Here is a 21,475-nt window from a genome sequence, read left to right as displayed (position 1 = left end):
CTCTCTTAGCTAGCGTGTTCACGGCGCTGCGCGCCCAACAAACGGGGTAGCGTTAGGGCAAGCATAAAGCCAATTAATGGCAAACCCGCTTGTACGAGCGCCCACACGCCGATTAAGCGTCGGTTGCTGCCCGCAGCAAGCGCAACAGCCTCCGTCGTTACCGTTGTGACACGCCCGGCCCCGAGTAGTTGAGTGGGCAAGTACTGGCCGATACTGACCGCTAAACCCACGGCAAAGGCCGTTAACAGCGGTGCTAATAGTAGCGGCAGGCGTACGCGCCAAAATGCAGCGCTGCGTGACACGCCCAATGAGCGTGCTACCTGCAGCCAGCGAGGATCTAGTTGGCGGTACGCCTCGGCTAACGAAAGATAGACATAAGGTAGTACAAACAGTAAGTGGCCCGCGATAACGAGGCCTAGCTGAGGACGAATGCCCACGCTTTCAGCCGCGACAATCAGCCCAAAAAGAAAGGCGATTTGCGGCACCAGCAGCGGTAAGTAGAGCAGCCACAGAGCCCGTTTGGGCTGAAGGTGCTGGCGGTGCTCGTTCTCTAGGGTGGCGAGTACCAGCGCAGTGGCCAGCGTCGTGGAAATAAGCCCAATCAGCGCTGTATTGAGCAGCGGGGACGCCAGCATTGAGCCACTGCGCTGCCAATGATCGAGTGTCAGCATCTGCGGCAGCACTTCAGGAAACCGCCAAAAGCCAGCCACAGAGAATAGCCCCAAGCCGATGAGGGCAGCCAGTGCCGTACCGCTGGAGATCAGTAGTGCCGAGCGACCTATTCTTCGCAGGATAATTTCACCCCGCTGGCGACTGCCGTTGGTCAACCAGCCACGCGTTAGTGTGCGGATAAGTTGTTCCAGCAGCCACCAGCAGAGCAGCGCGGCGAGCGTAATGCCAAGTTGCAGCACCGCCGCCGCCGAAGCCATAAACCGGTGGCTAATATCGGGGTCGTTAAACCAGCCAAGAATCGACACGCTGAGCGTGGGGGGAAGCGTTGGGCCCAGAATCAGCGCCATATCGACGACCGATGTGGCATAGGCGATCACCGCATACACCGGCAGGCGAATCAGCGGATAAAGAGAGGGCAGTACGGTTTTTAGCCAAGCTATTGTCGGTGAGTAACCCAGCGACCGCGCTAGCATTAAGCGCTTCTCAGGCGCTAGCTGCGGCAGCGCTGCAAGACTCATTAATAGAAGAAATGGCGCCTCTTTCAATACCAGTCCGGCCATCAGGGAGAGCCCCAACGGATCATTGACGATCAACGCATCCGGCGGACGCTCCCACCCCGTTAGTGAGGGCGATATCAGCCGCGCCACAAGGCCTGAAGGGGCAATCAAAAAGGCAAATCCAAAGGCAATAGCGGCATGAGGAATGGCGAGCAGCGGTGAGACCAGCCGCCGAATACTACGATCTAACCAAGTGCCTCGACTGGCCGCTAAAAACAGCACTACCATCATTAGCGCGAGGGCGGTGCTCACTAACCCGCTGGCAAAGCTGATGGCTACTGATCGCTCTAGCCCTGGCTGGGCGAACAGCATCTGCCAGGGGGCTAAACTAACGCTATAACCGCCCAGCGCTGGCAGGTAGCCAAATGCTGGCAGCAGAACCATCAGCAACCCTGCGCCTACCGGCAGTACGAGCAGGGCAATGATGAGTGCCGGGGCCAGTCGCAGCATGGTCTAGTTAACACCGTAACGCTCAAGCCATGCGTCTTGCAAGGCGGTCATCCAACTGGGGTGCGGCTCGGGTAGCGTGTTTGATAGCGCATCCGCCGCTAGCTCAGAAGGGTGCCGGTCACCCTGTTCAAACAGGGCCTGGTCAGCCGCTTCTAACTGATCGATATCCAAAACGCTGCGGTCTCCCCACATTGCCAGCGACTGTTTTTCGGCCTGGGCTTGCGGTGAAAGTAGAAAGTCGGCGAGCACCATGGCACCGGCTTTATGGGGCGAGTTGTAGGGAATGGCCACAAAGTGGACATTACCCAGCGTGCCGCCAGCCAGCACGTAGCTGCGCACGCTTTCCGGTAGTTCATACTCCATGACGGCCACCGCGGCATCGGTAGGGTAGAACGAAAACGCCAAGCTCAACTCGCCATCGCTCATCAGCGTACGCAAGTGGGGGCCTGAGTCGGGAAAGGTTTGCCCGCTGCGCCACAGGTGCGGGTGCAGCGCATCCAAGTACGCCCATAGCGGCGCTGTTACGGCATCGAAATCGCTCTCTGACACCGGCTGATAAAGCGCCTCATCCTGATCGGTCAGTTCAATCAGCGCCTGCTTCAGGAAGGTGCTGCCGGTGAAATCGGGAATGCGGGGATAGCTGAATTGGCCGGGATTTGCTTCGGCCCAGGTGAGCAGCGACTGTATATCCTGGGGCGGTGTTTCGGTTTGAGCGCTGTCGTAATAGAAGGTGATCTGCGCTTTACCCCATGGCGACTCATAGCCTTCTGTGGGTAGCGTAAAGTCGGTGACCACCTCCGGGTTTTCGGTCGCGTTGGTGAGGGTGAAGTTGGGTAATGCCTCGGCGAAGGGGCCAAACAACAGGTCGCTTTCGCGCATCGCGGCAAAGTTTTCACCGTTGATCCAGATCAGATCAATGCTGCCATCGTCGTCGTTGCCCGCCTGTTTTTCCGCCAGCACCCGCGCCACGGCGCTGCCGGTGTCGTCCAGTTTTACGTGCTCAACCTCGATGCCGAACTGTGCCTGCATCTGCTCCGCCACCCAGTCGATATAACGATTGGTGCGCGTATCGCCACCCCAGGCATTCCAGTAAACGGTTTGGCCTTCGGCGTCTGCTACCACGCTTTGCCAATCACTAGGCTCAGAGTTGGCTAGGGCAGGCAGCGTGAGGATTAGCATCGCTGTGGAAATGGTGGTGGCTAGCGTTGTTGAAAACGCCATACGCAGAGAGTTACGGTTAATTGGCATCGCACACCTCATATCAGTAAAGAAAAACGTTATAGGGAGGCTTGCAAGCACTGAAGCTCGCTATGCACGTGGTCGATAATCGGCAGCGAGAGGTAGTGCTCCACGCGGTCGCGCACATGGTCAATTACTGCGGGGTCGGTGAGTTCTGCCGACCAATCTTCTCCGCGCTGCTGGGCATCCTTGGCGTTTAAGTGCTGGGCGCGCCATTTGGCACACCACGTCAGCGACCAAAGCCAGGTGGCCCGGCGGCAGGCGACCAGGGTGTCGGTATCTGGAGACTCGTCCATGGCGGCTTGCCAGCGGCGGTAAAAATGAATCACGTCACTTAGCGATAGCTCGGCTTGGCTGTTGAGGTCCCAAGTAGTCGAGGTGTAAAGGCTGGTGTGAGCAAGATCGATACCCGGCAGGCCGTAGCGACACTTCTCTAAATCCACCAACACCGCGCGGCCATCGTCGCGGATTAAGAAGTTGCCAGGGTGTGTGTCAAAGCTAATCAATGTCGGAGTGGCACCGCTTAGGCGAGGGGGAAGTAAATCCAGCTCCTGTTTAATGCGTTGAGTGACTTTGCTCGACAGTTGCGCATCGCCCAACCAGTTAGCCTGCTGGCGCACTTCATCTACCATCGCTTGCCACGGGTCTTTAGGCGCAAGCAGCGGTGCCCGTGCGGCTTCGCTGAGCAGCGGCTGGCTATGTAAGCTGGCTAGGGCATCAGCAATGGCAGGCAGGTCTTCTGGCAATTTGGCCAAGCGGCCACGGATAGCTTCGACCAGCAGCCCGCCACGGGGTAATGCCTCGCTCGGCGGCAGGGTGTCATAAAGTGCTGGCGTGTGCCCGCCAGGACTAGAGCGTTGGTAACAGGCGGTCTGATAGGCAATATTCTCTTCAGCCGGCAGGTTCATCTGGCTCTGCTTAGGCAGCCGCGCCACCCAGTCATCGCCATTGCTGCGATGAAGCCATACATGGTCGTGGGCAAGCCCCGTATCCGCCATTGGCGAGAGCTCACGGTAGGTTATTCCTGCTCGCTTAAGTTCGGTCGCCAGCGACTTTAATCGCGCCTCAATAGGGGTTGGCATAGAGCTATCCGTGTCGTTTCTAAATGAGCGATGCCACTTAGTGGCCTTGGTTGCACCCACCTTACATTGATAACGGCCAATCGGTGCTAACGGTCTGGCGTTGGACCGTACGCTAGAGCTCAAAAAGAAGAGCAGTTGATTTGCAACATTAGTCGTAGTGTTTTTAGGTTCAGTACCCAGATTTATTGCTGAAAGCGTGGGGTGGTGAATTTTTTTTATTTTAGAATCAATCATGTATAGCGTTAAAACAATGTATCAGTGTTTCCGGTAAATTTAATTTAGGTGTGCCACTATGTGAGCAGTAAGTATTCTATTTGACTTATTAGGCTGCTAGTTTCTAATGTTGAAAATATTTAGAGCGCCATGAGCAATCGAGTTGTGAAAACTAAAGCAAAGCCGGTTGGCACCCAGACGTTACTGCGTGGGTTAGAGTTGCTCCAGTGTGTTGGGCAAGGTTTAACAACCACGAAGGAACTGACGGACGCATTAGACGTTCCGCGTAGTACGGTGACGCGCACGCTCGCAAGCCTAGTGTCGGAAGGTTATCTCTACCAAGTTCCGTATCGTGGCTATTTCCTAGGTGCTCGACTGATTGAGCTGGGCCAGCTTGCCTCAGAACAAGTGCCGCTGGTCGATATCGCACGCCCTTATCTTGAGTCCTTGGCTGAGATAACCCGGGATACCGTGCATTTTGGAATTTGCGATGGAAAAGAAGTGGTGTACCTCGACAAGCTTTCCGGAATGCGCGGCGCTGAGATGCGCTCCCGCATTGGCGTGCGCATGCCTGCATTAGTGACGGGAATGGGCAAGGCTATAGTGTCCAAGCTAGATGAATCCCAATGGCCTTTTTTCTATTCGGCGGCGCAAGAGGTTCAAGCGAATGATGGTGAGCGCCCTTCTTTACGTTCCTACGCCGAGGTAGCTGAAGACTTGCGCGCATCGGGTAAGCGCGGGTGGACCTATGATTGGGAAGAAAATGAATATGGCATCCGCTGCGTGGCGGCACCTATCTGCGCTCCTTCGGGGGGCATGGCTGCCATTAGCGTAACCAGCGTGATCAGTTTTATGCCTGAAGAGCGTATGAAAGCGCTAGGCCCCGACATCAAGGCAACTGCGGACGCGATCTCTCAGGCGCTCAATGGGCCATAAGCGTAATGGCTTAAAAAACTTTGGTTTATACCCCGGTGGGCGATGTGATGAATACGTCAGCCCTGACGCAACGAATTGTTAGGCTAGGAGAAGAGAAAGTGGATGCACTGGTATATACCGGCCCCAAAAATGTCGAGGTACGTGACGTGCCCGTTCCTGAGCCCCGCCAAGGGTCCATAAAGGTTCGCATGGCTTTCTGCGGTATCTGTGGCACTGACATCGGTATCTTTTCCGGCAAACACCCCAGGGCGAAGGCACCCTTAATACTGGGACACGAGTTCGTTGGCCGAGTTGATCAGTGCAGTGATCATTCACGCTTTCAGCCGGGTGACCGAGTCGTGGCTTACCCGTTGATCTCGTGTGGCGAGTGTTATGCCTGCCGCAATGGCACGCCGCATGTGTGCGCCAATCTGCGACTGATTGGGATTGATCAGGATGGTGGCCTTACAGACCATGTGTGGATTGATGAAAGCGTGCTCTTCAAAGTGCCCGACACCTTAAGCGACAGGATAGCAGCACTTGTTGAACCCCTTGCCGTGGTGGTGCGCGCACTGCACCAGGCGCGTTTTGAGCTTGGTCAAAACGCTGTGGTAATGGGGGCGGGGCCGATTGGGTTATTGACGGCTATCGCTCTTCGCCATGCGGGTGCCTCAAAAATTCTCATTTCAGATGTTGATCAGGGGCGTCTAGACCTATGCCGTCATCTTGGCTTCGACACCGTCGATGTACGCAGCGAAAGCCTTATCGAGCGTGTGTATGAGGCCACTCACAACGATGGTGCAGACACGGTGTTTGAGTGTTCTGGCGTTGAGAGTGCTGCCTTAGAAATGACCCAAGTTGTCCGTGTCGGTGGCACCATTTGCCTAACGGCTACTCATAAAAATGCCCATGCCGTTCAACTGATTGATGTGAATTTTAAAGAGTTAACGCTGGTCGGTTCGCGCGTCTACACCAAGAGCGAGTTCGGTAGCGCGGTGGCATTGGCCGAAGTATTAGCGCATGAGTTAGAGCACGTTATTACGCAGACAGTGCCGCTTTCAGACTCAGCCAAGGTTTTCGACATGATCGCGGATCCTTCACAAAATACTGTCAAAATACTGGTGGATTGCCAACGATGAGCTTATTTGATTTGACCGGCCGTAAAGCGATTGTGACTGGCGGTACGCGCGGCTTAGGCCGCGGCATGGCTGAGGCGCTGCTTGATGCTGGTGCAGAGGTGCTGATTGTCGGTGCCTCAGAAAGTGCGGTGACAGTGGCGGCTGAACTTACTGCACAGGGCCAACAGTGCCAAGGGCTAGCGATTGACCTGTCCGATACTGATGCCCGCAGCACAGGGTTTGCTAAAGCGCTTCACATGTTGGGTGGGCAGCTGGATATTCTCGTCAATGCTGCGGGGGTCCAGAAGCGTCATCAGTCGGAAGATTTCCCTGTCAGCGAATTTGAAGAAGTGCTGTCAGTAAATCTCACGGCTGTGTTTGAACTTTCACAGCTAGCGGGCCGAGTGATGCTCCAGCAAGGTCATGGGAAAATTATTAACATTGCCTCGCTATTATCGTTCTTCGGCGGTTATACCGTCCCTGCATACGCGGCCAGCAAGGGCGGGGTGATGCAGTTAACCAAAGCACTGTCGAATGAATGGGCTGCTAAAGGCATTAACGTCAATGCGATTGCTCCAGGCTATATGGCCACAGACATGAACACGGCATTGCTTGCTGACGAAAAACGCAACGCTGAAATTACCGCTCGAATCCCAGCTCAGCGCTGGGGCACAGAAGACGATATGAAGGGGCCATTACTTTTCCTGGCCTCTGATGCTTCAAATTACGTCCATGGCGCTATTTTGCCAGTGGACGGCGGATATTTAGGTCGTTAAAGGGTTGTTATAAATGAACATTGTATTTTCTGATTTGGATCACGCTAATCACGATGTTGAGGCGGCCATTTTTCGTGAGGCGGGGTTTGATGTGCCGTTGCTTGCGTGCCGCAGTGAAGATGACCTCATCGCGCACGTCGCTGATGCTGATATCGTACTCAATCAGTACGCCCCCTTTACGCGCCGTGTCTTTCAGGCACTGCCGCGTCTAAAGCAGATTATCCGCTATGGTGTCGGCGTCAATAATGTTGACTTGGCAGCTGCCAGCGAGGCAGGGGTACAGGTATGCAACGTGCCTGATTATGGCATGCACGAAGTGTCTGACCACGCCATTGCGCTGACATTGGCACTCTTACGCCGAATCGTGCCCATGAACGCAGCATCCCATGCCGGGCGCTGGGAATATGCTGAAGCCATCCCTATTCGCCGGCAAACCACCCTGACGGTTGGGTTGATCGGCCTGGGGCGCATTGGCCGCTTATATGCGACCAAGATGCATGCGTTGGGTTTCAACGTGATTGGCTATGATCGCTTTTACACGCCCAATAAAGACGATGGCACCGACTTTATTAGGGCCGTTTCACTTGATGAGCTCTACCCGCAGGCCGACGTAGTGGCGGTGTTTTGTCCGTTAACCGATGAGACCCACCACCTGATCGACAGCGCTGCGTTAAACAATTTTAAGCAGGGTGCCTACCTGATCAATACTTCCCGCGGTGGCATCATTGATGAAAATGCGTTGGCGGAAGCTCTGGCGTCCCAGCATTTAGCCGGGGCCGCGTTAGACACCACCGAGCAGGAACCTTTACCCAAAGATAGTCCGCTATGGGATAAGCCAAGCTGCCTGATTACCCCGCACATGGCGTGGTATTCAGAAGATGCGGCAGAGGAGTTAAAACGCAAAGTAGCCCAAGAAGCCGTGCGTTTTGCGCGGGGTGAGCCCATTAACTGGCCTGTTAACACACCTGCATAAACAAGCGCTTATTAGATTCTACATTTGGCGTTTAAAGCGCAGTAGCCGGGCGAATTGCCCTCAAATAACCAACAATACCCACAAGGATTAACGCATGCTTAAACTCTCAATGCCCCCGCTTTCACTTCTTAAGGTGGCCGTGGTCACTGCCGCTATCGCCCTTGTTCCGGCTGTCTCTCAGGCGGAAACATTGCGCATGGCCAACGTTACATCAACATCAGCAAAAGAGGCCGGCGTCGAGTTCCAACGTCTGCTTGAAACAGCAACGGATGGCGAATTAGAAGTTAATCTATTCCCGGACAACCAGCTAGGTGATGACCGCGTGATCACTGAAAGCACAATTTTCGGTGATATTGATATCGGTATCTCTTCGACCAGTCCATTGGCAAGCCTGTTTCCAGATCTCTACTTGTTTGATTCGCCTTTTTTGTTTCTGACGTCAGAGCAGACTTACGACGCTCTGGACGGTGAGGTCGGCCAGAACATTCTTGAGTCGCTTGAAAGTAAAGGGCTGAAAGGGCTGGCGTTCTGGGAAAATGGCTTCCGTAACTTTACCGTTAATGGAACAGACGTTGTCGAACCGACGGACGTGGAAGGTTTGAAAGTACGCACAATGGAAAATGAAGTCCATTTAGCTGCATGGAGAGCCTTTGGCGCTAATCCAACGCCAATGGCCTTTACTGAACTGTTCACAGCACTGCAGCAAGGTACGGTAGACGCCCAAGAAAACCCACTGGGTATTATTGACAGCAATCGCTTTCAAGAGGTCCAGGATCACGTAACGCTGACACAGCATGTTTATACGCCTTACATCGTGTTTATGAATCTCGAACGATACAACGCTTTAGATTCAGATGAGCAACAAGCGCTACAAGACGCGATGAAAGAAGCGACTGCCTTCCAACGTGAGCGCTCACAGGAACTAGAAACCGATATTCTGGCTAATTTCGACGAGCAGGGCATTACTGTCACCACCTTGACTCAAGAACAGAAGCAACCTTGGCAACAAGCGGTTATCGATGCCGAGATCTATGAGCTTGTGAAATCGAAAATGAACAATCCAGAATACTTAGATCAGTTGCTAGATAAATAATTTAAGCGATGCATTGATCTCGATGATATATCCGGACGCGCCTGCTCAACTTGAGCAGGCGCGTCTAGGTATGTAGGTACTAATGAAAATGCTCGCTGCTAAGAAGGGAAGGTAAGCGGATGAAAGTTCTGAAGTGGCTTGATGAGTACGCAGAGATCTCGATCTGTGTGGCGCTCTTATCGGCAATGACGCTGATCCTAGCTGTACAAGTATTTATGCGTTATGTCATGGGGGCTTCTCTATCTTGGTCGGAAGAGCTCGCTCGTTACCTGTTTATCTGGTTGATTTACCTAGGTATCAGCTTTGGTGCACGGCAGATGCGACATATCAAAATTGACGCGGCCTTAAAGCTGTTTCCTAGTGGCATGAGGCCTGGGGTCGTGATACTGGGTGATATTCTATTTTTATTCTTTGCTCTTTATGTGGTTTGGACATCCTGGTCGGTTATTGAGCGCCAATTAATGTTGGGGCAAACATCGCCTGCAATCGGTGTGCCTATGTGGATAGTCTACGCGGCGCCATTTGTCGGCTTTGCTCTCACGGCAATGCGACAGTTGCAGGCTATTACTTGGCGATTAAAACACCCAAATGCTGGGCTAGAAGAGGATATTTAATATGACTGCTACAGTTCTCTTCGCCAGCTTAGTCATTCTCTTGATCCTGAATGTACCTGTCGGGATTGCTATAGGCCTTTCTTGTGTTGTAACGATACTAACGTTTGGTACGTTATCGGATCTTTATGTGGCGCAAACATTGGTATCGGCCACTGATAGCTTCCCTATCATGGCGATTCCTTTGTTTATTCTTGCTGGCGATTTAATGGGGGCAGGAGGTGTTTCACGGCGCATTCTTGATGTAGCGTCTGCCTTTTTTGGTCGCTTCACGGGCGGCTTGGCCATCGTGACGGTCATCGTCTGCATGTTCTTTGCGGCTGTCTCAGGCTCTGGGCCAGCAACAGTTGCCGCCGTTGGCTCCATGGTTATTCCGACCATGCTTAAGGCTGGGTATTCTAAGTCATTCGTATTGGCGTTGGTTGCGGCTGCAGGCAGTATTGGCGTAATTATACCGCCTTCAATTCCGATGGTGCTCTACGGTGTTTCTACCGGCACCTCGATTTCCAACCTTTTTCTTGGCGGTATTTTGCCAGGCCTGTTGATTGGCGCAGTGCTTATTTTATATGCCTATTTTTACTCAAAAAAAATGGGGTGGAAAGGCAATGGGGAGAAGTTTGATGCTCGCAAAACGCTATCTCTGATTTGGGACGCTAAGTGGGCGTTGCTGAACCCGGTGATTATTCTCGGTGGTATCTACGCGGGTGTCTTTACGCCTACAGAAGCGGCTGCCGTTGCGGCAGTATATGCGTTTATCTGTGGCGTTATTATCCATCGCGAATTATCCCCCCGCGATATTTTTAAGACCATTGCCGGTTCATGTGCTACCACCGGGACTGTAATGGTGATCCTTGGCTGTGCTTCAACGTTTGCACGTATTCTGACTATTGAACAGATTCCGGCGATGATTGCTGATGCCATGTTGCAACTCCCTGTGAGCCCTATGATCCTAATGCTCGTTATTCTTCTGCTTCTGCTGCTTGTCGGTTGCGTTATGGATACAACCCCGGCAATTTTGGTGTTATCGCCTATTCTTTTCCCGGTTGCTATACAAATGGGCATCGACCCCGTGCATTTCGGTATTATTATGGTGGTCAACTTGGCAATTGGCTTTATTACGCCGCCGTTGGGAATTAATCTTTTCGTGGCTGCTCGAATAGGTAATACGTCACTGGGAACTGTCATTCGTGGCATCGTACCGTTCGTAATTGCGATGATTATGTGCTTGCTTATAATCACCTATGTCCCTGCTCTGTCAACCGTGCTGTTAACGCTATTTGGTTAGCATTAACGGCCTCGCGTTGTTCATAGCAAAACGGCACCTTATCGGTGCCGTTTTTGTCTTCACTATTGTCACTTCTTGCCTTATAGCGCTGAAATCTTGGCCTGCTGCTCTTGGAGCAGTTTTTTTGATGCCTGGAATTCAGCCAGCTTGCCGCGCTCTTTATCTACCACTGCTACTGGGGCTTTGGCGATAAAGCCATCGTTGCCAAGCTTCTTCTCGATGCCGCCGATCAGCTTGTCCTGCTTCTCGATCTCTTTACTAAGGCGGGCGATTTCAGCGTCTTTATCGATCAGATCCGCCATCGGCACCAGTACTTCCATATCACCCACCAACTGTGTGGCTGAGAGAGGGGCGTCGTCCGCGTTTTCAAGCCAGGTAACGCTTTCCAACTTGGCGAGTTTGGACAGGAAGCGACGATTGCTCTCCAGGCGCTCGGCGTCTTCGGGCTTGCCTTTGGTGAGTAGCACGTCAAGCGGTTTGCCGGGAGCGATGTTCATCTCGGCGCGGATGTTACGCACAGCGATGATGACGCCTTTCAGCCACTCGATATCCAGGCTGGCCTGATCGTCGATTTTGCTCTCGTCAGCTTCTGGCCACGCTTGCAGCATGATCGAGGCATTTTCACCCATGTACACGCCGGCCAAAGGCGAAACGCGTTGCCAAATCTCTTCGCTGATATAGGGCATCATCGGGTGAGCAAGGCGCAGTATGGCTTCGAGTACGCGGACCAGCGTGCGACGCGTTCCTCTTTTTGCTTCTGCCGTGGCGTTTTCGTCCCACAGTACCGGCTTAGAAAGCTCCAGGTACCAGTCGCAGTACTCGTTCCAGACGAAATCATACAACGCCTGGGAGGCGTGGTCGAAACGGTACTCGTCCATCGCCTTGGTAACCTGGGCTTCGGTTTTCTGCAGCTGCGAGATAATCCAGCGGTCGGCCAGGGAGAGCTCTACGTCGCTACCATCTGTACCGCAATCTTCGCCTTCGGCGTTCATCAGCACGTAGCGTGAGGCGTTCCACAACTTGTTACAGAAATTGCGGTAACCGTCCAGGCGGTTCATATCAAACTTGATATCGCGCCCGGTAGTGGCTTGGGAAAGGAACGTAAAGCGCAGCGCATCGGTGCCGTGGGCTTCAATGCCGTCTTTAAACTCATCCTTAGTGGCTTTGGCAATCGCCTTGGCCTGTTTCGGCTGCATCATATTGCCGGTACGCTTTTCGAGCAGCGCCTCCAGGCTGATCCCGTCGATCAAGTCGATAGGATCGAGCACGTTGCCCTTGGATTTGGACATCTTCTGGCCCAGACCATCGCGTACCAAGCCGTGCACATAAACCGTCTTAAATGGCACCTCTTTGGTGAACTTCAGGGTCATCATGATCATCCGGGCTACCCAGAAAAAGATGATGTCAAAGCCAGTGACCAGCACGCTGGAGGGGTGAAAGGTCTCAAGCTCCGGCGTTTTTTCCGGCCAGCCTAAGGTACCAAACGTCCACAGGCCCGAACTAAACCAGGTGTCGAGTACGTCTTCGTCCTGTGTCAGCACGACATCGGGTTCAAGGGCGTGCTTCTCGCGCGCTTCTGCTTCGCTGCGGGCAACGTACACATTGCCTTCGGCGTCGTACCAGGCGGGAATGCGGTGGCCCCACCAAAGCTGACGGGAAATACACCAATCCTGCAGGTCACGCATCCAGGCAAAGTACATGTTTTCGTAGTTTTTAGGCACGAACTGGATGTCGCCGTTCTCCACCGCCTCGATAGCGGGCTTGGCGAGGCTTTCCACCGCCACAAACCACTGGTCGGTAAGCAACGGCTCAATGACATCGCCAGAGCGATCGCCATAGGGCAGGGTGTTGTTAACGGCTTCGACTTGCTCCAGCAGGCCAAGGGCATCCATATCGGCAACGATCTGCTTGCGCGCTTCAAAGCGGTCAAGCCCTGCGTACTTGGCGGGCAGCGTGGCGTCTTCGTCGGGCTGGGGCTGGCCTTTAAGATTAAAAATCTCAGCTTGCTCAAGGATCGTCGCATCTTTGGAGAAGACGTTGATCAGCAGATGGTTCTGACGCTTGCCGACTTCATAGTCATTAAAGTCATGAGCCGGGGTGATCTTGACGCAGCCGGAGCCTTTCTCCATATCGGCATGTTCATCAGCAACGACCGGAATACGGCGGCCTACCAGCGGCAGCTCGATAAATTTGCCGACCAGTGAGGCGTAGCGTTCATCTTCTGGGTTGACCGCTACACCGGTATCGCCCAGCAGCGTTTCCGGGCGAGTGGTGGCGACCACGACGTAATCCTTACCGTCGGCGGTTTTAACGCCGTCCGCTAGCGGGTAGCGGAAGTGCCAGAAGCTGCCCTGCTGCTCTTTATTTTCCACTTCCAAATCAGAAATGGCGGTGTGCAGGGTAGGATCCCAGTTCACTAGGCGCTTGCCACGGTAGATCAGCTTCTCTTCATGCAGGCGTACGAAGACTTCTTGAACCGCTTTATAGAAGCCGTCGTCCATGGTGAAGCGTTCGCGGCTCCAGTCGACGCTGGCGCCCATGCGGCGCAGCTGACGAGTAATGTGGCCGCCGGACTCTTCCTTCCACTCCCACACTTTATCGATAAACGCATCGCGGCCGAGGTCGTGGCGGGTTTTGCCCTCTTCGGCGGCAATTTTACGCTCCACCAGCATCTGCGTGGCGATACCGGCGTGGTCGGTGCCTACCTGCCACAGGGTGTTGTTGCCCTGCATCCGCTTCCAGCGCGTCAGGGTGTCCATAATGGTGTCCTGGAACGCGTGACCCATGTGCAGGCTGCCGGTCACGTTGGGCGGTGGAATCATGATCGAAAAGGGCTCGCCCTGGCCGGAAGGGGCGAAACGGTTGTCGGCCTCCCAGCGCTCGTACCAGCGGGTTTCGATCTGTTCGGGTTGGTAGGTCTTTTCCATGGAGAGTCGGCTCACGGCTGGCAAAAAATGTGAAATTGTATAGCGCGAGAGTATACAGCGTGAGTGCCGGGGGCGTCAGGTGCTACTCACGCGCGTTGTTAATGTTAACGGTTGCCGCGCACCGTCTTTACAAGGTGCTGATGCGAAGAAAAACCGCGCATGGCGATGAGCCCCAGGATAGGACCCGGCAATAACCACCAGATCACCGCCAGCGACTGGCTCGACCACAACGCGGTAACCAGCGCAATCGAAGGAATGGTGAGTCCGAAGCCGATAGCGTTCATCATCGCCAGCGCTGCCCCCAGTCGCTCGGCTGGGGCGGTGGCCGATGCCAGCGCTGAAAACTGAGCAGAATCGGCAATCACGCTAACGCCCCATACGCCGAGAAGCGCCAGCAGCAGCCAGGGCGATGCGCTGCCCAAAAGCGGATATACCAAACACAGCGCACCAGAGGTTGCTAACGCCACGCAGGCCACGCGGTCGCTGCCAATGTGACGGCTCCATTTGCCCGCGAGTACGCAGCCGGGCAAGCCTAACGCAATCACGGCAAAGCTTAGCCATGGCTGGGCGCCGTTGGCAGCGCCAAGACGTTCCAATTCCCTAGCGACCAGAAACGGCACCAGCGCCCACAGCGCATACAGCTCCCAACAATGGCCGAAATAACCTAGCGCTGCGGCGCGAAAACGTGGCTGTTTAAACGCGGCCAGCCCTGCCCAGGGGCGCCCGCTTTTGGCGGTGGCCGGGAGGTGCGGGCCAACACCCAGTTTGAAAATCATTAGTGCGGCGACCAGCGCCAACAATGAGGCCAGCAGCAGCGGCCACTGCCAGGGCAGGTGCAGCGTTAACCCGCGTAGCAGGTGCGGCGAGGCAATGCCCAAGGTCAGCATGCCCACCAGCCAACCCAGCGCTGCCCCGGCGTGGCTGGGGGTCCAGCTCACCACCAATTTCATGCCCAGCGGATAGATGCCCGCCAGGCAGAGGCCGGTCGCAAAGCGCGCCACGGCTGCCAGCGTGACGCTCTCTGCAACGCCGATAAAGGCGGCGTTGATCAGAGCGCCGAGCACGGCAGAAATCGCAAACAGATGACTGGCGCGCACACGGTCGGCAATGCCGGTGGTGGCAATCAGCAGGGTGCCGGTAATAAACCCCGCCTGCACCGCAATCGTCAACAAGCCCAAATCACTTTCGCTAAGGCCCACGGCCTCCTGCAGCGCCAAGCCAACGCCGTTGACACTAAACCACAGCGAAGTGCCGAACAGTTGGGCGATGACGATAACGGCCAGGGGAGTGCGGGCTAAAAAGGTGTGAAACTGCATGGGCGCTCTCGTGTGTTGAGTTATTGTTGTTAATAAATTAGTTAACCGAGCTTATGCGGCACGACCTCATGGCCCATTTCTTTATAGCGCTGCCAGCAGGCGCGCTTGGCGACCAGCACTTGTTGGTGCTGATTGATGATCTCGGCGATTCGCGCGTAGCGCTCTACACCTTCGGGAATATCGGGGTGCAAATTAAGCAGGGCGGTTTCTTCCGTGGGCACCGGCAGCTGCTGCCAGCCTAGCGTGATCGGTACGCTGGCGGCCATTTCGCTATCTTCCAGGGCGTGGGGTAAATAGGCGTCCGGGCGAAAATTCCACAGCGCGCTATCGGCCTGCTCGGCGAGGGCTCTGTCTTCGCAGTGCAGATGCAGGCGGTAGCCTTTACGCCAGATGGTCTCGGCCAGTTTGCAGGCAAACTGCAAGCGCGCCTCCAAGGTCGTATCGGGCAGAATATAGAAATCAATACGTGCCATCGGCGGCTCCAGCGATTGCAGATAAATGTACTACTTACAAACAGCGCCGCCGCAAACGTTGCGGCGGCGTTGAACGGTGAAGCGTTGGTTTTAAACCCGCTTAAACCAGCTGGGTTAGCCAGCCGTACTTATCTTCACTGCGGCCGTACTGCAGGTCGAGCAGTTTGGTACGGATGCGCATGGCGATTTCATTGTTGCCGCCCGCGGTGAGCTTGATACGCTCGTTTTCAGTGACCAGTTCACCGACCGGAGTGATGACCGCGGCGGTACCGCAGGCAAACACTTCGGTGATCTCGCCGGACGCCGCGCCTTCGCGCCACTCGTCAATACTAATAGCGCGCTCTTCCGGCGTTAGACCTTCATCTTTGGCCAACGTGAGAACGGAGTTGCGCGTCACGCCTTCGAGAATGGTGTCGGTCAGGCGCGGGGTCACCAAACGGCCGTCTTTGAAGACGAAGAACAGGTTCATGCCGCCCAGCTCTTCCACCCACTTGTTTTCAGCGGCATCGAGAAACGCAACCTGACCACACTGATGAGCTTCGGCCTCTTTCTGCGCGGCTAATGAGGCCGCATAGTTACCGCCACATTTAGCAAAGCCGGTGCCGCCTGCGGCTGCACGCTTGTAGTTCGAGGAGAGCCAGATCGACACCGGGGCAATGCCGCCTTTGAAATAAGCTGCCGCCGGGGAGGCGATCACATAGTAGTCGACTTCCTGTGACGGACGTACGCCCAGGAAGGCTTCCGAGGCGATCATGAACGGACGCAGGTAGAGGCTGCACTCATCAGAGGCGCTGGCAGGCGTGGGTACCCACGCCTGATCCTGGGCCAGTAGCGCTTTCAGCGAGCCAATGAAATCGTCATCGGATAGTTCTGGCAGCGCCAAGCGGCGGGCGCTGCGGCGGAAGCGCTCGGCGTTTTTCTCGGGGCGGAACGTCCAAATCGAGCCGTCAGCATGACGGTAGGCTTTGATGCCCTCAAAAATCTCCTGGCCGTAATGCAGCACTGAGGAGGCGGGATCGAGCGTCAATGGGCCGTAAGGGCGCACCTGATGGCCGTGCCAGTCGGCGTCCACAGTCCAACGAATATGGGCCATGTGGTCGGTAAAGTAGCGACCAAAACCGGGGTTTTTAAGGATGTTTTCACGGATCTCATCGGCCGTCGGCTGGTTGGACGGCAGTATTTCAAAACGCGATTCTGACTGGTTATCTGAAGCTGTGGGCACGGCGTGTTGTCTCCGCTAGAGCCAGACCCCGAAGGGCAAAAGTAAGCAATGTGTGTAGTACAGCGTGTGCTCAAGGACAGTGCGCACGCTCATGTGTTCAGGTTTAACGGTTGCCGCGCTGAAAGGCAACCGTTGAACGAGGGATCGTGGTGCCGAGTGGTGATATTAGCCGTCGCTGTTTTCTACTTGGGCATCGGTTTCACGGTCCAACAGGTACTGGGTTAACAGCCCAACAGGCCGGCCGGTGGCGCCTTTTTGCTTGCCTGAATGCCAGGCGGTACCGGCGATATCCAGGTGTGCCCAGGGGAAATGATCGGCAAAGCGCGATAAAAAGCACGCGGCGGTAATCGTACCTGCGGGGCGGCCGCCAATGTTGGCCAGATCGGCAAAGTTGGAATCCAACTGCTCTTGGTATTCATCCCACAGCGGCAGGTGCCAGGCGCGATCCCATGCCCCTTCGCCTGCATCCAGCAGATCCAGCGCTAGGTCGTCGTCGTTGGAGAGCAGGCCGGTAGCGTGATGGCCCAGGCCGACAATTACTGCGCCGGTAAGAGTGGCGATATCGACCACGCTGGCGGGAGTAAAACGCTCGGCGTAGGTCAGCGCGTCGCACAGTACCAGACGGCCTTCGGCGTCGGTATTGAGTACTTCGACGGTCAGCCCTTTTAGCGTTTTGATGATATCGCCGGGCTTGGTGGCGCGGCCGTCGGGCATGTTTTCGGCGGCGGCGACGATAAACACCAGATTGAGCTTCGGCTTGATATCCAACACTGCTTTGACGGTGCCGAATACGCTGGCAGCGCCGCACATGTCGAATTTCATTTCGTCCATGCCTTCGCCGGGCTTGAGCGAAATACCGCCGGTATCAAAGGTTATGCCTTTGCCGATCAGCACATGTGGGGCTTCATCGACGTTGTCGGCGCCTTGGTACTTCATAACGATCAGGCGTGTCGGTTCCTTACTGCCGCGCCCTACAGAAAGCAGCGAGCCTGCACCCAGGGCTTCCAGCGCTTCTTCATCGAGAATGTCGACCTCAAGTGCGCCCTTTGAATCGCGGCCCAGCTGCTCTGCCTGCTCGGCTAAGTAGCGAGGCGTGCAGATATTAGCAGGCAGGTTGCCCAAGGTACGCGTGTAGTTGATGCCCTGACCAATCGCGTTGCCTATTAAGGCGCCCTGCTTAACCTGCGAAACCGCGTCGGAATCGCTTATCATTAACGTCAGCTTGGCTAGGCTGAGGGCCGGTGCGGGCGATGATTTGAACTGATCAAAGCGATAAATGGCCCGCTCAGCCGCTTCCATCACCTTGCGCGCTTTCCAGGCCGGGTCGCGGTCCGCGAGTGGCACATCGCCGAATACCACGCTCGCTTCATCGATAGGCAGTTTGACTAACGCTGCCATGGCCGCATCCAGCGCCTTGATAAAGGCTGCTTCCTGGCATTTTTCGCGCTCACCCAAGCCCACTAGCAAGATGCGCTCAGCGCCCAGGCCCGGTGCAAAGGGCACCAATTGCACATTGCCCAGTGCGGCGTCAAAGTCACCGCGTTCCAGCAATTGGCCAATCAGGCGCTCGCTGGCGTCGTCCAGTTTGGCAACGGTGGGCAGAAGATCGCTACCTTTGAAAACCGGTACCAAAAGGCATGCCGTTTCGGTTTTGGCCGGGTTCGCAGTCTGAACGGAAAATTCCATGACGGCTCCAACAAGACAAGCAACGAGGGAATCGGGATAATGCCCCGTTGCTTTTGATTGTGAAAAGGGACTGAGAATAATTTGTTTAGTGTACCCAAGCCATTCGCTTATTGCATGGCATCCTGCACGACTAGCCGGAGAGCGCGTTGATTTTATTTCGATATCTAACTCGCGAAGTGTTACTCACCATGTCGGCGGTCGCTGGCATCCTGTTGCTGGTGATCATGGGCAGCCGCTTTATCCGCTATTTCTCGGACGCAGCGGAAGGCGATATTCCAGTCACCATGTTAGGCAGCCTAATGATGTTTCACCTGCCCGGCTTTATGGAACTGATTTTACCGCTGTCGTTTTTTCTGGGCATCCTGCTGGCCTATGGGCAGCTCTACATGAACAGCGAGATCACCGTGATGGTCGCTTGCGGGATGAGCCCTACGCGGCTGTTGAAAGTGACCCTGCTACCCGCCAGCGTGGTAGCAGTGCTGGTCGGTATTTGCAGTCTGTGGCTGACACCCTATGGCGCGCTGCAAACTGAAACCGCGCTGGAAGAGCAGCGTAGCCGCCTGGATGTTTCCGTTCTGGCGCCGGGGCGCTTTCAGGAGTTTGGGGGTGGTCGTACCGCTTACATTGGTGGCTTTTCCAGCGATGGCACGGAAATGCAGGATGTGCTGGTGCACGAGCAGAACCAGTTGGGTGATGAAGGCACCCATGACTACGTGACCCGCGCTGCATCGGGCTTTCAGGAAACGCGGCTTGAAACCGGTAGCCGCTTTCTGGTGCTGGATGACGGCGAGCGTTACGGGGTGACGCCAGGCGATAAGAGCGCCGAGCGGCTCACCTTTGAGCGCTATACGCTGCGCCTGGGGCTGAATCGTGACCGGCAGGAGCTCGATTCTCTGGAGTACGCGACCACGCCCGCGCTATGGAATAATCCAAGCCCTCGTGCCCAGGCTCAATGGCAGTGGCGTGCGGGGCTGCCTTTAATGGTCTTTGTACTGGCCTTAATGGCGCAGCCGCTTTCCCGTGTCAATCCTCGCCAGGGGCGCTTTGGCAAACTGCTGCCCGCGGTCTTTTTATATGTTGCGTATCTTAGCCTGTTGCTGGCGGTGGTCGATGCGATTGGCAGCGGTACTTGGTCCAGTATGCTGGGTGTATGGCCGGTACATGGGCTGTTCTTGGGGTTGGGCCTGCTAATGCTGTGGCGCTCGCAACGTAAGGGGATGCGCTAATGTTGCTTGACCGTCTCGATCGTTATATCGCCCGCAACGTGCTGGCGGCCATTATCGTCGTTCAGTTTGTGCTGCTCGGTTTGGATATTACCATTGCCTATATCGATGACTTAGGTGATGTACAGGCGGGCTACACTGCTCTGGACGCGTTGGTTTACCTGCTAATGCGCACGCCCTGGCGCTTCTATCAATATGCGCCGGTGGCAGTGTTAATCGGCGCGCTGATTGGTTTGGGCAGCATGGCCTCCAGCAACGAGCTCACCGTTATGCGCGCCGCTGGGCGTTCGTTGGCGCGCATTGTGTGGGGCGTGATGAAGCCGGTGCTAGTAGTAGTAGTTGTAGTGCTGTTAGTCACCGAGTATGTCAGCCCGCGCACCGAGCAGTATGCCGAGGCATGGCGGCTGGAAAAAGTACAGGGCGAAGGCGCCATGCTGACCAGTCGCAGTGGCTGGCAGATTGAGGGCGACAGTGTTTACCGTTTTGGGGCGATCCGTGCGGATAACGTGGTGCTTGATTTAACCCGCTATCGTTTTGATGATCGCCAGCTAGTCGAAGCCACTTACGCCCAGCGTGCACGCTGGGAAGGCGATGCGTGGCGGTTGGAAAATGTGGCTACCACTCGCATTTTCGACGATCGCACTGAGTCGGACCAATCGGCAAGCATGGGTTGGGATACTGCGTTTACCCCCACTCAGTTGGAGCGATTGCTGCGCGATATCGAGAGCCAGGCACCCAGCGAGCTATGGGCTTATGCCCAGTTCCTTGAGGAACAGAACCTGCAGAATGACCAAGCGCTGCTGTATTTTTGGCAGAAGATGCTGATGCCACTCACCATGGGCTCACTAGTGCTGATTGCCGCCTCCTTTGTGTTTGGCCCGCTGCGCACCGTGGCCGCAGGTACGCGCGTGTTTTACGGCGTGGTCACCGGGCTGAGCTTCAAGTATGTGCAGGATCTGCTGGCGCCCGCCTCGACGATTTTTGGTTTTTCCCCCGTGTGGGCCGTGCTGGTGCCAACATTGGCGTGTGCCGGGGTAGGGATCTACTTTCTACGTCGCAACGGTTAGGCGTAGTTTGCTAAGCCAAAAAATTTCATCACCGCCAAGTGGCAAGCAAGAACTAATAAGAGAGAACTATGCGAATACGACGCTTTGCTCAGTTGGACAGCGTATGGCCAGCGGGTCTTGGACGCCGCCTGGGTGCCATGCTTTATGACGGCTTTCTGGTCACCGCCATCTGGATCGCGGTGACCGTCGCGCACATGGTTTTTTTCCGCTATGTGCTTGGCCAGCAGCCAGAAGAGATTGGCACCACGGCTGGTGATATCTGGAGCCTGCGTCTCTTGCTGCTGTTTTTTGTCACGCTGTTTTTCGTTTTTTCCTGGTCGCGCGGGGGAATGACCTTGGGCATGCAGGCGTGGCGGTTGCGGGTGCAAACACTGGATGGCTATTCGCTGAATTTGAGGCAATGCCTCATTCGCTGCGCAGTGGCGTGGCTCTCACTGCTGACATTTGGTTTGGGCTACTTGTGGGTACTGTTCAATAAACAACGACGTAGCTGGCCGGATATTGCATCCAACACGCAAACGGTAGTGTTGCCGAAAAAATAATGGTCACTTGCGAGAGACCTTTGGAAAGTAGAAAA

General features: G+C 55.3%; 18 protein-coding genes. 10 read left to right on the top strand and 8 right to left on the bottom strand.

The genetic code is table 11. The features are described 5' to 3' along the window. Positions 1–5: 5 nt before the first annotated feature. The 3 genes from V8L71_RS06320 to V8L71_RS06310 are packed head-to-tail and all read right to left on the bottom strand — an operon-like array spanning position 6 to position 4,000. Positions 6–1,679, bottom strand: a complete 1,674-nt coding sequence (locus V8L71_RS06320; RefSeq protein WP_336273551.1) for an ABC transporter permease — start codon at positions 1,677–1,679, stop codon at positions 6–8. A 3-nt stretch (positions 1,680–1,682) separates the two neighbouring features. After that, on the bottom strand, positions 1,683–2,927 hold the full coding sequence (locus V8L71_RS06315) for an ABC transporter substrate-binding protein (RefSeq protein ID WP_336273550.1): 1,245 nt from the start codon (positions 2,925–2,927) through the stop codon (positions 1,683–1,685). A 29-nt stretch (positions 2,928–2,956) separates the two neighbouring features. Beyond that, positions 2,957–4,000, bottom strand: a complete 1,044-nt coding sequence (locus V8L71_RS06310; protein WP_336273549.1) for an aminoglycoside phosphotransferase family protein — start codon at positions 3,998–4,000, stop codon at positions 2,957–2,959. Between the two features lie 378 nt (positions 4,001–4,378). Here V8L71_RS06310 and V8L71_RS06305 point away from each other — a divergent pair, with 378 nt between their 5' ends. The 7 genes from V8L71_RS06305 (at position 4,379) to V8L71_RS06275 (ending at position 10,984) form a co-directional block, all read left to right on the top strand. After that, positions 4,379–5,149: an IclR family transcriptional regulator gene (locus V8L71_RS06305; protein WP_336273548.1), complete on the top strand. Its 771-nt coding sequence runs from the start codon at positions 4,379–4,381 to the stop codon at positions 5,147–5,149. A 47-nt stretch (positions 5,150–5,196) separates the two neighbouring features. Next, positions 5,197–6,267, top strand: coding sequence for a zinc-dependent alcohol dehydrogenase (locus V8L71_RS06300; protein ID WP_336273547.1), 1,071 nt, complete (start codon positions 5,197–5,199; stop codon positions 6,265–6,267). Continuing rightward, complete coding sequence (locus V8L71_RS06295) at positions 6,264–7,022, top strand: SDR family oxidoreductase (RefSeq protein ID WP_336273546.1); 759 nt, start codon at positions 6,264–6,266, stop codon at positions 7,020–7,022. The genes V8L71_RS06300 and V8L71_RS06295 overlap by 4 nt, the downstream gene beginning before the upstream one ends. A gap of 13 nt (positions 7,023–7,035) precedes the next feature. After that, complete coding sequence (locus tag V8L71_RS06290) at positions 7,036–7,995, top strand: C-terminal binding protein (RefSeq protein ID WP_336273545.1); 960 nt, start codon at positions 7,036–7,038, stop codon at positions 7,993–7,995. A gap of 94 nt (positions 7,996–8,089) precedes the next feature. Continuing rightward, positions 8,090–9,088 carry a DctP family TRAP transporter solute-binding subunit gene (locus tag V8L71_RS06285; protein WP_336273544.1) on the top strand — a complete coding sequence of 333 codons (999 nt, stop codon included), beginning with the start codon at positions 8,090–8,092 and terminating at the stop codon, positions 9,086–9,088. 119 nt (positions 9,089–9,207) lie between these two features. Next, positions 9,208–9,702: a TRAP transporter small permease gene (locus V8L71_RS06280; protein WP_336273543.1), complete on the top strand. Its 495-nt coding sequence runs from the start codon at positions 9,208–9,210 to the stop codon at positions 9,700–9,702. A 1-nt stretch (position 9,703) separates the two neighbouring features. Then, positions 9,704–10,984 carry a TRAP transporter large permease gene (locus V8L71_RS06275; protein ID WP_336273542.1) on the top strand — a complete coding sequence of 427 codons (1,281 nt, stop codon included), beginning with the start codon at positions 9,704–9,706 and terminating at the stop codon, positions 10,982–10,984. An 80-nt stretch (positions 10,985–11,064) separates the two neighbouring features. Here V8L71_RS06275 and V8L71_RS06270 read toward each other — a convergent pair whose 3' ends face one another. The 5 genes from V8L71_RS06270 to V8L71_RS06250 all read right to left on the bottom strand — a co-directional run bounded on the left by V8L71_RS06270 (position 11,065) and on the right by V8L71_RS06250 (position 18,608). Next, positions 11,065–13,911: a valine--tRNA ligase gene (locus V8L71_RS06270; RefSeq protein WP_336273541.1), complete on the bottom strand. Its 2,847-nt coding sequence runs from the start codon at positions 13,909–13,911 to the stop codon at positions 11,065–11,067. Positions 13,912–14,015: 104 nt separating this feature from the next. Further along, the gene (locus V8L71_RS06265; RefSeq protein WP_336273540.1) at positions 14,016–15,227 is read right to left on the bottom strand and encodes an MFS transporter; all 1,212 of its coding nucleotides are present in this window, start codon (positions 15,225–15,227) and stop codon (positions 14,016–14,018) included. A 41-nt stretch (positions 15,228–15,268) separates the two neighbouring features. Beyond that, on the bottom strand, positions 15,269–15,700 hold the full coding sequence (locus V8L71_RS06260) for a DNA polymerase III subunit chi (RefSeq protein ID WP_176302554.1): 432 nt from the start codon (positions 15,698–15,700) through the stop codon (positions 15,269–15,271). A 100-nt stretch (positions 15,701–15,800) separates the two neighbouring features. Then, positions 15,801–16,922 (bottom strand): branched-chain amino acid aminotransferase, encoded by a 1,122-nt coding sequence (locus V8L71_RS06255; RefSeq protein ID WP_336273539.1) that lies wholly within the window; start codon positions 16,920–16,922, stop codon positions 15,801–15,803. A 165-nt stretch (positions 16,923–17,087) separates the two neighbouring features. Then, complete coding sequence (locus V8L71_RS06250; RefSeq protein ID WP_336273538.1) at positions 17,088–18,608, bottom strand: leucyl aminopeptidase; 1,521 nt, start codon at positions 18,606–18,608, stop codon at positions 17,088–17,090. A gap of 146 nt (positions 18,609–18,754) precedes the next feature. On the opposite strand from V8L71_RS06250, the gene lptF reads away from it, so the two are divergent. From lptF to V8L71_RS06235, 3 genes are all read left to right on the top strand, one after another. Continuing rightward, positions 18,755–19,834 carry an LPS export ABC transporter permease LptF gene (gene lptF / locus V8L71_RS06245; RefSeq protein ID WP_176302556.1) on the top strand — a complete coding sequence of 360 codons (1,080 nt, stop codon included), beginning with the start codon at positions 18,755–18,757 and terminating at the stop codon, positions 19,832–19,834. Further along, entirely contained in the window at positions 19,834–20,898 is a 1,065-nt protein-coding gene (lptG, locus tag V8L71_RS06240) for an LPS export ABC transporter permease LptG (RefSeq protein ID WP_336273537.1), read from the top strand. Before lptF ends, lptG begins: the two co-directional genes overlap by 1 nt. 68 nt (positions 20,899–20,966) lie before the next feature. After that, entirely contained in the window at positions 20,967–21,440 is a 474-nt protein-coding gene (locus tag V8L71_RS06235; RefSeq protein ID WP_336273536.1) for an RDD family protein, read from the top strand. The last annotated feature ends 35 nt before the right edge of the window (positions 21,441–21,475 follow it).

The organism is Vreelandella indica (assembly GCF_037070225.1).
Classification (GTDB): domain Bacteria; phylum Pseudomonadota; class Gammaproteobacteria; order Pseudomonadales; family Halomonadaceae; genus Vreelandella; species Vreelandella arctica.
Note: the sequence above shows the minus strand (reverse complement) of the source record. Positions and strands in the feature narration are given on the sequence as shown.